11 protein-coding genes are annotated in these 12341 nt (G+C 67.7%); 5 read left to right on the top strand and 6 right to left on the bottom strand.

Features of this window, described 5'->3' with window-relative positions:
- Positions 1–15 precede the first annotated feature (15 nt).
- Positions 16–921, bottom strand: coding sequence for a DUF2135 domain-containing protein (locus tag Q664_RS14460; protein ID WP_043394777.1), 906 nt, complete (start codon positions 919–921; stop codon positions 16–18).
- 150 nt (positions 922–1071) lie between these two features.
- On the opposite strand from Q664_RS14460, the gene Q664_RS14455 reads away from it, so the two are divergent.
- Entirely contained in the window at positions 1072–2919 is a 1848-nt protein-coding gene (locus tag Q664_RS14455) for a monovalent cation:proton antiporter-2 (CPA2) family protein (RefSeq protein WP_052518093.1), read from the top strand.
- Between the two features lie 54 nt (positions 2920–2973).
- On the opposite strand, the gene Q664_RS14450 is transcribed toward Q664_RS14455, so the two are convergent.
- Complete coding sequence (locus Q664_RS14450; protein WP_043394774.1) at positions 2974–4053, bottom strand: DUF3616 domain-containing protein; 1080 nt, start codon at positions 4051–4053, stop codon at positions 2974–2976.
- A 200-nt stretch (positions 4054–4253) separates the two neighbouring features.
- Here Q664_RS14450 and Q664_RS14445 point away from each other — a divergent pair, with 200 nt between their 5' ends.
- From Q664_RS14445 to Q664_RS14435, 3 genes are read left to right on the top strand one after another with little or no spacing between them, the layout of a single operon-like run.
- Positions 4254–7052 (top strand): AMP-binding protein, encoded by a 2799-nt coding sequence (locus Q664_RS14445; protein ID WP_043394772.1) that lies wholly within the window; start codon positions 4254–4256, stop codon positions 7050–7052.
- Positions 7053–7078: 26 nt separating this feature from the next.
- Positions 7079–7531, top strand: coding sequence for a hypothetical protein (locus Q664_RS14440; RefSeq protein ID WP_043394770.1), 453 nt, complete (start codon positions 7079–7081; stop codon positions 7529–7531).
- 9 nt (positions 7532–7540) lie between these two features.
- Positions 7541–8305: an SIR2 family NAD-dependent protein deacylase gene (locus Q664_RS14435; protein ID WP_052518092.1), complete on the top strand. Its 765-nt coding sequence runs from the start codon at positions 7541–7543 to the stop codon at positions 8303–8305.
- Positions 8306–8309: 4 nt separating this feature from the next.
- Here Q664_RS14435 and Q664_RS52085 read toward each other — a convergent pair whose 3' ends face one another.
- From Q664_RS52085 to Q664_RS59050, 4 genes are all read right to left on the bottom strand, one after another.
- Positions 8310–8960 carry an archaemetzincin gene (locus tag Q664_RS52085; RefSeq protein WP_052518091.1) on the bottom strand — a complete coding sequence of 217 codons (651 nt, stop codon included), beginning with the start codon at positions 8958–8960 and terminating at the stop codon, positions 8310–8312.
- 465 nt (positions 8961–9425) lie between these two features.
- Entirely contained in the window at positions 9426–9761 is a 336-nt protein-coding gene (locus Q664_RS14425) for a hypothetical protein (RefSeq protein WP_326938698.1), read from the bottom strand.
- A gap of 167 nt (positions 9762–9928) precedes the next feature.
- Positions 9929–10870: a DUF2381 family protein gene (locus Q664_RS14420; RefSeq protein WP_043394766.1), complete on the bottom strand. Its 942-nt coding sequence runs from the start codon at positions 10868–10870 to the stop codon at positions 9929–9931.
- Between the two features lie 273 nt (positions 10871–11143).
- Positions 11144–11392, bottom strand: coding sequence for a hypothetical protein (locus tag Q664_RS59050; RefSeq protein WP_160174405.1), 249 nt, complete (start codon positions 11390–11392; stop codon positions 11144–11146).
- A 50-nt stretch (positions 11393–11442) separates the two neighbouring features.
- Here Q664_RS59050 and Q664_RS14415 point away from each other — a divergent pair, with 50 nt between their 5' ends.
- Entirely contained in the window at positions 11443–12231 is a 789-nt protein-coding gene (locus tag Q664_RS14415) for a DUSAM domain-containing protein (protein WP_043394764.1), read from the top strand.
- Positions 12232–12341: the final 110 nt, after the last annotated feature.

Below are 12341 nucleotides of genomic sequence, written 5' to 3'. Positions count from 1 at the left end.
GGCGAACCGGGAGCCTCAGCCTTCCGAGTCCACGCCGCCACTGGTGAGCGTCTTGACGGCCGAGTCCAGGTTGCGGGGCCAGGAGGGGCCCTTGGGAGCGGGGTCCTGCGAGGGCACGTACACCTCGGCCTTGCCGTCGCCGAGCACGTTGATCCAGGCGAGCACGCGCGTGGTGCCGGGGGTGGCGAGCGGGATGCGCACCATGCGGCGCGACTCCTGGGGAGTGCCCTCGTAGAGGACGACGTTGAGGGTGGCCACGGTGTGGGCCTTGTCGCCGCTGGGCCAGTAGTTGGTGGCGATGAGGTAGAGGCCCTTGGGCGGCGCGCGGTGGACGTAGAGGTAGGGCCCGTAGGCGGGGTCGTCGAAGGAGTCGCCCTGCTCGTTGAGGTAGAAGGTGCCGCCGCTGGGGCTGTTGGTGTCGGCCCAGTAGACGTGGCCCATCTTCTTCAGATCGAGCACCGGGCCCTCGCCCGCCTTGGGGGTGGAGACGCTGTCCTGGGTGGGCTCGTAGATGTGGAGGTCGGTGTAGACGCCCTGGGTGTCGCTGGTGAGGATGGCCTTGAGGGGCACGGGAGGAATCTGCGCGTAGCTGGTGGCCTGGGCGCGCGCGGTACCGGCCTGATTGGTGGCCATGAGGGTGACGACGTTCTTGCCGCTGGCCGCGGGGAACTTGCGCTTGAAGCGCCCGCTGAAGGTGCGCATCAGGTAGCGGTCGCCGTTGATGGAGATGACCACCGGATCAATGGTGGTGTCGCTCACGGTGCCCTCGACGAGCAGCATGCGGTCCACCGTCCAGCCGCCAGAGGGTGCGGTGAGGCGCACGGTGGGCAGCGTCTTGCCCTGGCCGATGGGAACGCCCTGCTGACGGGAGGGGGCGGTCGGGGCCTGGGAGAGCAGCACGGCCAGGAGTACGGGCAGCATCGCGGACAGGTCCTGTCGAAGGGAGGAACGGCGGACAGCCTGCGTCATGTGGCCGCTGCATTCAAGCAGTGAGCGGAAGTGCTTCCTGGTCCTTGCGATGACCCGTGGAGCCTCCTAGACCTGGGCGGTCGCGGCCCCGGAGTTCCACGGATGAGCATCCTCAACGAAGTCGCCGTCTTCCTCATCGCCGCGGTCATCGCGGTGCCCCTCTTCAAGCGATTGGGGCTCGGCTCCATCCTCGGCTACCTGGCCGCGGGCACCCTCATTGGCCCCTCGGGCCTGGGGTTCGTCGGGAAGCCCGAGGACGTCCTGCACTTCGCCGAGTTCGGCGTCGTGCTGTTCCTGTTCATCGTCGGCCTCGAGCTCCAACCCGCCCGCCTGTGGGCGCTGCGGCGCTCCGTCTTCGGGCTCGGTCTGGCACAGGTGGCGCTCAGCGCCGCGGTGCTCACGGGCGCGGGCATGTTGCTCGGCCTGTCCATGAAGGCCGCCCTCATCGCCGGGCTCGGTCTGTCCCTGTCCTCGACGGCCATCGCCCTCCAGTTGCTCGGCGAGCGCCAGCAACTCACCGCCCGCCACGGCCGCGAGAGCTTCGCCATCCTCCTGTTCCAGGATCTCGCCGTCATCCCCCTGCTCGCGCTCATTCCCCTGCTCTCCGAGCGGCCCGGGGACACGGACGGCGGAGGCCAGGGCATCCTCCTGTCCCTGCTCAAGGTGGCGGCCGTGCTGGCCGTGGTGGTGCTGAGCGGACGATTCCTGGTGCGCCCCGCCTTCCGGCTCATCGCCTCCACCCAGTTGCAGGAGCTCTTCACCGCCGCAACCCTCCTGGTGGTGGTGGGCGTGGCGCTCCTGATGAACTTCGCCGGTATCTCCATGGCCCTCGGCACGTTCCTCGCGGGCGTGCTGCTCGCGGACTCCGAGTACCGTCACGAGCTGGAAGCGGACATCGAGCCCTTCAAGGGCCTGCTGCTCGGGCTCTTCTTCATCGCGGTGGGCATGTCCATGAACCTGGGGCTCGTCATCCAGCGGCCGCTGCTCATCGCCACGTGCGTGGTGGGGGTGATGGCGCTCAAGGGCGCGGTCCTCTTCTGGCTCGGACGGCCCATGGGGTTGATGCTCCAGGGGCGGCGCATCATGGCCCTGGCGCTCGCCCAGGGCGGCGAGTTCGGCTTCGTGCTCTTCGGGGCCGCCGCCTCCGCCGGGGTGATGGACCGCGAGCTCACCGAGCACCTCGTGGTGGTGGTGTCCCTCTCCATGGCCGCCACGCCGCTGCTGCTGACACTGCATGACCGCCTGGTCGAGCGCCAGCTGAGGCGGGCCGTGCCCGCGGAGTATGATCACCTGGAGGACGCGGAGCAGCAGCCGGTGCTCATCGCCGGCTTTGGCCGGTACGGGCAGATCATCGGACGCGTGCTCAACATGCTGGACATCGGCTTCACCGCGCTGGAGGTGAGCCCCGAACAGGTCGACTTCCTGCGCCGCTACGGCAACAAAATCCATTACGGGGACGCCTCGCGGCTGGATCTGCTGCGCGCCGCGGGAGCGGGCAAGGCGAAGCTCCTGGTGCTGGCCATCGACGACCCGGACGCCTCGGTGCGCACGGCCCAGCTCGTGCGCGCCAACTTCCCGCGGCTCCCCGTCTATGCCCGGGCCCGCAACCGCGCGCATGCCTACCGGCTGATGGACGAGGGCGTGAAGATCCTCAACCGGGAGACGCTGCTGTCGAGCCTGGAGATGGCCTGCTTCGTGCTCCAGGGGCTCGGCTTCGACGAGGGACGGGCCCGGCACATCATCGAGCGTTTCCGCAAGTACGATCAGGAACTGCTCCAGAAGCAGTACGCGGTGTCCCAGGACGAGGAGAAGCTCATCCAGACGTCGCAGCAGTTCCGGGAGGAGCTGCGCTCGCTCTTCGAGCAGGACAACCGGCCCCAGACGCAGGCCCAGCTCCAGGAGAACGGGGAGGACAGCGCTCCGAAAGCACCTCCACCGCGGCAGCCGTGACGCTCCCCACCGTCATGCGCGAACCCGCGTGGACGGCGAGGGGGTTCATGTCCTTCAAAGCCGGAACACGTCCGCGAGCACCCCGTCCGGCCCGTAGCACCGCTGCGGCGAGGGCGTGTCGTAGACGACGAGCACGGAGTCATTGGGCTCGAACCAGGAGAACACGGCCACGCCCTCGGCGTTGTCGTCCCTGCTCGCCTCCTTCAAATCGAAGAGCGGCTCCAACACGCCCTTCTCCTGCGGGTGGAGGGTGTCTCCGGTGAGCAGCAGCCCCTTGTGCAGCCGGAACAGCCGGATGGGAGCGTCCACCGGCATGGTGGGCCCCGCGAGGATGAGCAGGTCCTCCCCATGGCGGCACAGCTCGCGGATGCCCAGACCATCCAGGTCCACGAAGTGCTTGCGGTAGGCACGGCCATTCTTCGTCCGCCGGGGCGCGAGGAGGCCACCGCCCACCTCCTCCACCTCCATCTCCAGGATGACGGCGTAGCCCCGCAGCACGGGGCCCCGCAGCCCGAGGAAGAGCCGGTCCCCATGGACGGCGAGCCCCTCGATGTCCAGCCCGTTGTCCTTGCTGGGGATGGCCAGGGCGCCATCCGGATCGTCCGGCGAGGCGGGCGCGAGGAAGGGCCCCAGGTGGGGATCCTGGCGCAGCATCTCCACCAGCACGTTCACCCCCGAGTCCTCCCGGCCCTCCGCGCGCTTGAGCTTCGCCGGACGGGCGGCGCCTGACGCGGCTTCCGGCAGCGGCACACGGGCGAGCAGGAAACGCCAGGGCTCGTGCTCCACGGTGGCCAGCCGCTCCAAGTCCTTCACCATCGCCTTGCCCTTGGGCTTCTTGCGCTTCGCGCTGTGGGAGCCCACGAACCACAGGTGCCCGTCCTGGAAGTCCAGCGCTTCGATGTCCACCTCCTCGCGGATCTCCTCCCCGAGCAGGTCCGCCATCACGAAGTGCTGGTGCTCGCCGAAGACGCGCGGATTCACCGGAGAGAAGCGCTCGAGCGAGTGGTGCTCGTCCGAGGCCACCCAGAGGCTCCCATCCGCGGAGAACACCGCCGCGGAGAGATCCTCGTGGAGTTCCTCCTTGCCAGCGTCGAAGCGCAGCAGGACACGGCCGAGGAGTGGGGCATGCAGCATGATGGAAGACCTCCAGGAAGGAGCTCTCCCGCTTAAACACGCCCGTCGAGCGAGGCAACGGCCGCCCCCCGGAGGCACGAGGGACTCGGCCCGCGCCTGTTCTGGCGCCAACCCCCGGGCCCTGCGTCGAGCCCGCTGGAAGACAGGGGGTGCGGTGCCCGGGAGCACGCCCCCAACTTGAAACACGTGGAGGCTGGCCCATGCTCCCCCAAGGCACTCCTGTCCATCCGGAGGCGCTCGAGCGCGCCGTGCTCGACGTCGTCGGGACGCTCGTGGCCGAGCTGGCACCACCGCGTGCCGGGGAGGCGATCGGCCTGGACGACTCGCTGGATCATGACCTCGGACTGGGCAGTCTGGAGCGGGTGGAGTTGTTGCTCCGGCTGGGGCAGCGCTTCGGCGTGGTGCTGCCGGATCCGCTCGTGGCCAGCGCCTCCACCCCGCGCGACCTGGCCCGGGCCGTCGCCACGGCGGTGCCCGCCCTCTCCGAGGAGCGGCTCTCCCCTCCCCAGGCTCCGCTGACGCCAGGCATGGCCGCGCCGGACTCGGCACGCCTCCTGACGGACGTGCTCCGCTGGCATGCGGAACATCACCCGGAGCGCCCCCACCTCTTCCTGCGCCAGGAGGACGGCTCGGAGCACCCCCTGCACCATGGCGAGCTGTGGGCCTCGGCCTCGGCCGTGGCGGCGGCCCTCTTCCACGAGGGGCTCCAGCATGGGGACACCGTGGGACTGATGCTGCGCACCGAGCGGGCCTTCTTCCCGTGCTTCCTCGGCATCCTGCTCGCCGGAGGGCTCCCCGTTCCCCTCTACCCGCCCTTCCGGATGGATCAGCTCGAGGAGTACGTCGAGCGGCAGGTGGGCATCCTGCGCAATGCCGGGGCGCGCGTGCTCATCACCTTCGACGAGGCGAAGCGGGTGGGCACGCTCCTGAAGGCCCGGGTGCCCTCCCTGCGGCATACCGTCACGCCCGCCGGCCTGGACTGGAAGGAGGCGGTGGCTCCGCCGGTGCGGCTGGAGCCCTCGGACCCCGCGCTCATCCAGTACACCTCCGGCAGCACGGGTGCCCCCAAGGGCGTCCTGCTCACGCACGAGCACCTGCTCGCCAACATCCGCGCCATCGGCCAGTCGCTGCGCATCCAGCCCGAGGACGTCGCGGTGAGCTGGCTGCCGCTGTACCACGACATGGGCCTCATCGGCTCCTGGCTGATGCCGCTCTACTACGGGATTCCGCTCGCGCTCCTCTCCCCCCTCGCCTTCCTCGCGCGCCCCTCGCGCTGGCTGCGCGCCGTGCACCACCATCGGGGCACGCTCTCCGCCGCGCCCAACTTCGCCTACGATCTGTGCGTCCGGAAGGTGGAGGACGCGGAGCTGGAGGGACTCGACCTGGGCTCCTGGCGCGTGGCCCTCAATGGCTCCGAGGCGGTGAGCCCGGAGACGATCGAGCGCTTCACCCGGCGCTTCGCCCGGCACGGCTTCCGGCCCGGCACGATGTTCCCGGCGTATGGCCTGGCGGAGGTTGGCGTGGCCCTGACCTTCCCGCCCGTGGGACGGCCGCCCCGCGTGGAAGCCATCGAGCGCGAGCACTTCACGCGCCATCGCGAGGCCCGGCCCGTGTACGAGGGGGAAGCTCCGCTGCGCTTCGTCTCCTGCGGCCGGCCGCTCCCGGGCTATCAGGTGCGCATCGTGGACGGCGCGGGACGCCCGCTCGGCGAGCGGGTGGAGGGACGGATCGAATTCCGGGGGCCCTCGGTGACGTCGGGCTACTTCCACGACCCCGGGGCCACCCGGGCCATCCTGCACGAGGGGTGGATGGACTCGGGGGACCTCGGCTACCTGGCCGAGGGGGAGCTGTATGTCACCGGGCGGTGCAAGGACCTCATCATCAAGGCCGGCCGCAACCTGTACCCCACGGAGCTCGAGGAGGCGGTGGGAGACCTTCCCGGCATCCGCAAGGGCTGTGTGGCCGCCTTCGGTCTGCCCAGCGAACAGCTCGGGACCGAGCGGCTCGTGGTGGTCGCGGAGACGCGCGAGCGCGGAGAACAGGCCCGGGAGCGGCTCCGCGCGGCGATCATCGATCGGGTGACGGCGGTGCTCGGCCTGCCGCCGGACGAGGTGGTGCTGGCCCCTCCCGGTGCGGTGCGGAAGACGTCCAGCGGGAAGATCCGCCGGAGCGCCACCCGGGAGGCCCATGTGCGCGATGAGCTCTCGCGAGGCAGGCGCGCGGTGCTGCTCCAGTACGTCCGGCTGGCCGGGGCGCACCTGCGGGCGCATGGAGGCCGGGTGGCCGGCACGGTGGGCTCCGCGCTCTACACCGTCCATCTGTGCCTCGTGATGCTGTTCACGGCGCTGCTGCTCTGTGTGGGGCTGGTGGTGGTCCGCCCGGGGCCTCCCACGGCTCGTCTGGTGCGCCGGCTGGCGCGCTGGATGCTGTGGGCCGCTGGGTGCCCGGTGCGCGTCGAGGGGCTCGAGAACCTGCGCGGCTCCGGGCCGTGGGTGCTGGTGGCCAACCACGTGAGCTATGTGGACTCGGTGGTCCTCCTCGCGGCCCTGCCCGTGGATTTCCGCGCGGTGGCGAAGCAGGAGGTCCGCGCATGGCCCCTGGTGGGCGCGGCGGTCCGCCGGGCCGGTCACCTCACGGTGGATCGCTTCGACACGCTCCATGGAGTGGAGGGCGCCGCGCACGTCACGGAAGTGCTCCGGCGGGGCACCTCGCTGCTCATCTTCCCCGAGGGCACGTGCGCCCAGGGGCCCGCCCTGCTCCCGTTCCGGCTGGGGGCCTTCAAGGCCGCGGTCGAGGCCGGGCGGCCCGTGATCCCCATCCATCTCGAGGGCACGCGGCGCCTCCTCCGTCCGGGCTCGCGCCTGCAACGCCCCGGCCAGTTCACACTCTCCATCGGCGAGCCGCTCATTCCGGCTGCCGGGGGCTGGCCGGAGATGGTACGCCTGCGCGACAAGGCCCGGGCCCGGCTCGAGACTCCGGCCAGCGCCCCCACCATCTGAGCGGTCAGGACGAGGAGAGCACGGACATGTCCATGGATCCCCACCGCGAGTACTGCCGGCGCCAGCATCGACTCCTGGCCCATCACCTCAGCATCGAGGCGTGGTGCGCTGGAGACGACTGCATCCTCCTGGAGCGCAACCACCTGGAGGAGTTCCTGAAGCTCGAGCGCTTCAAGAGCACCCGCGTCCAATGGCTCCTCGAGGACATCAAGCCCTGGTTCAAGCACACCGAGCCCGTCTACGACGGCCCCGAGAGCGAGCTGTCCTCCCTCGAGGCGCTGTACCTGTCCCGGGTGCCCATCGCCCGGAAGTTCCTCGTCCGGCCCGATCCCATCAACGTCGACGAGCTGATCGCCTGGCTGAGGAGCAACGGTCTGCGCATCCATCTCCTGGATTCGGTCAGCGCGGTCATTCCGCCCTCGGAGGAGCAGATCGTCACCCGGCTCGCGCTGCTCGCCCAGGGGCTGGCGGAGCCGTAGACTTCCGCCATGACGAACTCCCTCACGAGCGACGCCGAGGTGGTGGCGCTGCGCACGCGGCTTCAGGCGGCCTCGTGGCGCCACGTCGTGGTGCTCACCGGGGCGGGTATCTCCGTGGCCTCGGGGCTCCCCACCTACCGCGGCCCCGGCGGCCTGTGGACCCGGCCAGACCTGGAGGAGATTCCCGATGCCGGCATGCTCGCCCGCGATGTCTCGCGCGTCTGGTCCCTCTTCGGTCCCTTGCGTGAGCAGGTCCGCACCGCGGCGCCCAACGCCGCCCATCTCGCGCTGGCCGGGTGGGAAGGGCGGTGCGGAGGCTCCTTCACCCTCCTGACCCAGAACGTGGATGGGCTGCACTCGCGGGCGGGGAGCCGCGAGGTCGTCGAGCTCCATGGCTCGCTGCGGCGCACCCGCTGCACCAACGCGCGCTGCACGCTCGCCCCGTTCGAGGACTCCGCCGCGCATACGCGAGCGCCCGTGTGCACGCTCTGCGGCGAGCCCCTCCGGCCCGACATCACCCTGTTCGACGAGCCGCTCCCCGTGGATGCCGAGTGGAAGGCCAAACACGCATTGCGTGAGTGCGACCTCTTCCTGGCCGTCGGGACGTCCGGGACGGTGTCCCCCGCTTCCAATTTCGTCCGGGGGGCGAAGTACGCGGGGGCTCGGACCCTGCTGGTCAACCTCACGCCCATGCGGCCCCGCCACCCCGACTTCGACGTGGAGCTCCTGGGGCACGCCGAGCACATCCTGCCGCTGCTGCTCGGCGAGAGGTGAGCCTCTACTTCACCAGCGCGCGCTCCTCGGCGGGCAGCGCCCCGAGGCACTTCGCGCAGTAACGCCCCGAGCTCGCGTCCGCGGACGAGATGGCCTTGCCCTTCGCGTCCGCCATCACGCAGCCCTTCTCCTCGCAATGGGGGAACCCCAGCGTGTGCCCGAACTCGTGCACCGCCAGATCTCCCAGCCGGCGCAGCAGCGCCTCCTGCGTCTTGCTGTGCTTCTTGTAGATGTGCGCCGACACCACGCAGTTCGGCCCACCGACAATCCCCAGCCCCGCGATACCCCAGTCGAGGATGTTCCCCTTCGTGGCCGAGATCTCCGCCTCCGTCACCGCCACCACCTTCCACGCCCCCTCCGGTGGTGGGTTGGCATCCAGCCACTCCAGGATGCGATCCGCTCGCCACCGGCTTCGCGGGGCGTACCAGGCCTCCTGCGGGAGCTCTCGCGCCGGATCGATGCGGATCCGCACCTTCATGCGCGACTGGAGCTCCTGTTGGACCTTGTCCAGGAACTCCTGCCGCACCTCGCCCAACGGCACGATCGCGACCACCCGCTCCGGGGAAGGCTCCGCCACCGCGGGCGCCAGGAAGGACCCCACCAGCACCATCGAGATGAACAAGAGCCCCAGGCCCACGACGCGGCGAGTGCGCATGATTTACAGTGTAGCCGCTTGGGGCACGGGTTTCCGTTCACGCGGAGGTGAACCTGGGGACCTCGATACCCTCACCCCGTCCCTCTCTTAGGACCCTGGCGTAAATAAAACTCCCAATGGTATGGCATTGGCCCGCTGTGCGGCGGGCCTGGAAGTTGGTCAACTAATTTACGCCAGGGTCCTTAGTGGGTGAAAAAAGGGTTCTCCAGTGGCTTCAGGTACTTAGGGGGCTCGGAAGAAAGAGTATTCCGAAAGCAATTGCCACTCCGGGCTGGGCTCCAACCCAATTGGAACATTTATTCTTCCGTGCCTCCTTAGGTCGAATTGATGGGGGCTCGAAGCGCATAAATTCAGGCCCCCTCTGGCGCACGAAGCTACATCCGCAACTACACGGGACCCGCACCCGAGGTGAACCGACCGGGTGGCGGGTGGGGGCGTTCGGGCAGGGTGTTCCGGTGGGTCGGCTCAACGGAACGAGTCCACCACAAAGACCGAGGCGTTGGAGAATTCGATAATGGCCGTCCCGGGCTTCGACTCGGGGCGCTTCCTGAGTTGACCATCCCCAAGTCGGGCAACCGCGCAAATGGGCACGGTATCTCCATCCGGTGGTTTCGCCTCGTAGTACCGGACGACAACCTGTGGTCCACTCGTCCACACCCGTCCGTAAAGCCGTGTGGCGGGCTCAAGCGTGCCAAGCGTGCCGTCAAGCACGCTCTCGACCGGCCCCTCATAGAGCGTGACGGGCCTCGCTCCAATCTGGTTCGCGTCGAGTTCCACGTCCGCAGCATCACTGACGTGCATCCGAAGAATCCGCATCGTCTTCAGGGCTTCTTCCGGGCACTTCTCCGGACCAGGGGTGCCATCCGCTCTCAGGGGCACTCCCGCCGACGGGCAGCCAAGAGACGTAAGAATCAGGCCAATAAAGGGGAGTAGGGGTGCTCTATTCGCTGACATAATGTGCGCTCTTACTAGCGCGTGAGGCGTTCATCTAGAACAACGTAAGCCTGCCTCCAACCATCCTTGCGGTAAATTTCCAAGATCAATTCCGCGTTCCCGTTCTCCGTTTTGAACGCACTCCGGTCCACGACGATTGCCACGTTTCCGGACTCACCGGGGGCAATCTCGTCCCGGTCAGCACGCAAGGCAAAGGGCTTCTTGTCACCGAAAACGTAGGGCTCCGGGTCCTCACCCGGGCGAATCGTCACTAGCCGAGCCTCAAGCAGATTCCACGGCTTCGATGGGTCATGGTTCGTTACGGTGAACAAGACCGCAGCCTTTGCTTTGCCCTTGTAGATTCGGACCGTCGTCTCCTCGCCTTCGCTCTTAATGACGCGCTTCTTTATTAGCCTAAACGGAGTCTGTCTGATGGCCCCCAATGCTACGAGCTTTGCGAGCGCATGGTCTGGCGTGTCCTCCCGATAGAACCGGCGCACATCATCCAGGAGACCGTTTTCCCTCTCGCGTGCGTTCTTCAGCTGATCGTTGAGTGCTTCGCGGGTATCCGGTTCAAAGAAGACGTTCACCTGTTGGTCTGGCCACTCTCCTTCCTTCCTTGTGGCACCCATCAAGGTGAATGGCACTTCGGTCCCATCCGCGAGCCTCACGACCAGTAGGAATCGGTCCTCTGGCTCAAGGGCTTGGATCGGCTCTATGAGCACCCTCTTCCCGGCACACGCCACCGGCTCGAAGCGACCTTCCCACCCAATCATTTTCGTTCCTGCCGCATCGCAGGGCTGCTGGAACCGGAGGATGGTTGCCGCATCGGGGGTCACGTACAGCCGATCCACCCGCTCCTTATGGCGGCCGAAAATGTAGGCACTCCGCACGTTGACATCACGTCCACGAGCCATGGCCGCAGACGCCAGGAGGACGAGAAGAAGGGTAGACCGGGGAGGTAAGAGGTTCCGCATATCGCGGGTTAACCTACCAGATAAGGTGCGCGAGCGGCCAGACCCCCGAGCCATGACCCGTCGTAGCATCTCGAAAAGAGACTGCTCTACGCTGGCCGCATGAAACACTTGACTTCCGTTGTGTTCGTGGGTGTGGCCTTGCTTTGGGGGCTGTTCGCGTCCGGTTGCTCGGCCAGTAGGGCGCACTCCACCTGTTCCGGTGGGACGCACTGTACGTCGAAGCGCCCCATCCTCCTGGCGCAAGCGGCCACGATGGACTGCCGCCCCGGTGACTCAACAATGACCTGCTGCATCAAGAAGCATCCGCACGACCCAGTGGGCGCCTGTGGAGCCACGCAATCTGAGGTTGATCAGGTGCTCCGGGCTGTGCGCGCTGGCTCCGATGCTGACGATGACGACTACTCCAACAACGATGCTCTGCCCGAGTGGAAACAGGATTGCATTCGCAAGTACAACAGGTGCCAGGATCGTAAATGGACGGGCAATTGCCACGACTGCCTGCGCTTGTGTGAGGGGCAGCATGAGTGGCCTTCCAAGAAGTGCCACGGAAAAGAGTAGGTGGAGGTGCGCAAATGACCGAAGAGACGGACTGGGACGAGGTGCGGGAGTTGTCTCGTGACGTTCACGAAAACGGTATCCCGTTGGAACTCACCGACGAGACGCGCGCCCTTCTTTTGCGGACCGCTCAGCAGGTGGCCATCAGCGAGCAGGACGCGAAAGATGCTCTGCACGGGCTGCCCACCGCAACGACCCTGCTAAGGGAGATTCGCCAACGCATCCGGGATGGATCGAATCGACTCGGTAAGGCCGAAGACCGGGTGGAGGAGCTTCAAGAGAAAGGGGACCTGGACGGGGCACAGCAAGTCATTCGTGACGTGCTCGCCGTGGAGATCGTCCCTTTCTACCGGGAGCAGGCCAAGATCCTACTCGACGAATTGACCGGGCTTTCGGAAGTGCTCGCGACCGGGCGGATCAATCCGGACCTTCACGACCGGCAACAGCTCGCCGTTCTCGCGCAACGCATCCAGCAGGGTCACCCCCTGGAAATCACCGACGACTTGCGCGCCCTTGTTCGTCAGACCGCCCCCACGGCAGCCATCACCGAAGCCGAGACCGAAGAAGCCCTAAAGAGCCCGGAAGGCGCCGAGGCCCTGATGGGGATGATCCTCTCTCGCTTCCGGAAGGCCCAAAGCCGGTTCCTACGCTCGATGTACCGGATGACGAGCCTACGGGACTCAGGTGACGTCGAAGGTGCGCGCCAGCAGATGCGTGACGTGCTCGCCGTGGAGATCGTGCCGCAATACCGGCGGATGGCCGAGGAACAGCTAAGGGGCCTCGACAGTCCGTCCCCGGAGTCGTGACCGGCTGGGGCTGGGCGCTCGGGTGAAGGACACAAATCGCAGGAGCCCCGTAGAGCGTTGTTGAGGGCCCGGGGCATGGGAGACCCCGGGACAGTCTCCGAGGCTTGGCG

The sequence above is a fragment of the Archangium violaceum Cb vi76 genome, from assembly GCF_000733295.1.
In the GTDB taxonomy this organism is placed as follows: Bacteria; Myxococcota; Myxococcia; order Myxococcales; family Myxococcaceae; genus Archangium; species Archangium violaceum.
This window is presented reverse-complemented; position numbering and strand designations above follow the sequence as displayed.

Coding starts and splice junctions, on each gene's coding strand:
- Q664_RS14425 (WP_326938698.1), bottom strand. CDS start 9,761: ATGCACGTCAGTGATGCTGCGGACGTGGAACTCGACGCGAACCAGATT.
- Q664_RS14445 (WP_043394772.1), top strand. CDS start 4,254: ATGCTCCCCCAAGGCACTCCTGTCCATCCGGAGGCGCTCGAGCGCGCC.
- Q664_RS14420 (WP_043394766.1), bottom strand. CDS start 10,870: ATGCGGAACCTCTTACCTCCCCGGTCTACCCTTCTTCTCGTCCTCCTG.
- Q664_RS59050 (WP_160174405.1), bottom strand. CDS start 11,392: ATGCTGCCCCTCACACAAGCGCAGGCAGTCGTGGCAATTGCCCGTCCA.
- Q664_RS14435 (WP_052518092.1), top strand. CDS start 7,541: ATGACGAACTCCCTCACGAGCGACGCCGAGGTGGTGGCGCTGCGCACG.
- Q664_RS14415 (WP_043394764.1), top strand. CDS start 11,443: ATGACCGAAGAGACGGACTGGGACGAGGTGCGGGAGTTGTCTCGTGAC.
- Q664_RS14450 (WP_043394774.1), bottom strand. CDS start 4,053: ATGCTGCATGCCCCACTCCTCGGCCGTGTCCTGCTGCGCTTCGACGCT.
- Q664_RS14460 (WP_043394777.1), bottom strand. CDS start 921: ATGCTGCCCGTACTCCTGGCCGTGCTGCTCTCCCAGGCCCCGACCGCC.
- Q664_RS52085 (WP_052518091.1), bottom strand. CDS start 8,960: ATGCGCACTCGCCGCGTCGTGGGCCTGGGGCTCTTGTTCATCTCGATG.
- Q664_RS14440 (WP_043394770.1), top strand. CDS start 7,079: ATGTCCATGGATCCCCACCGCGAGTACTGCCGGCGCCAGCATCGACTC.
- Q664_RS14455 (WP_052518093.1), top strand. CDS start 1,072: ATGAGCATCCTCAACGAAGTCGCCGTCTTCCTCATCGCCGCGGTCATC.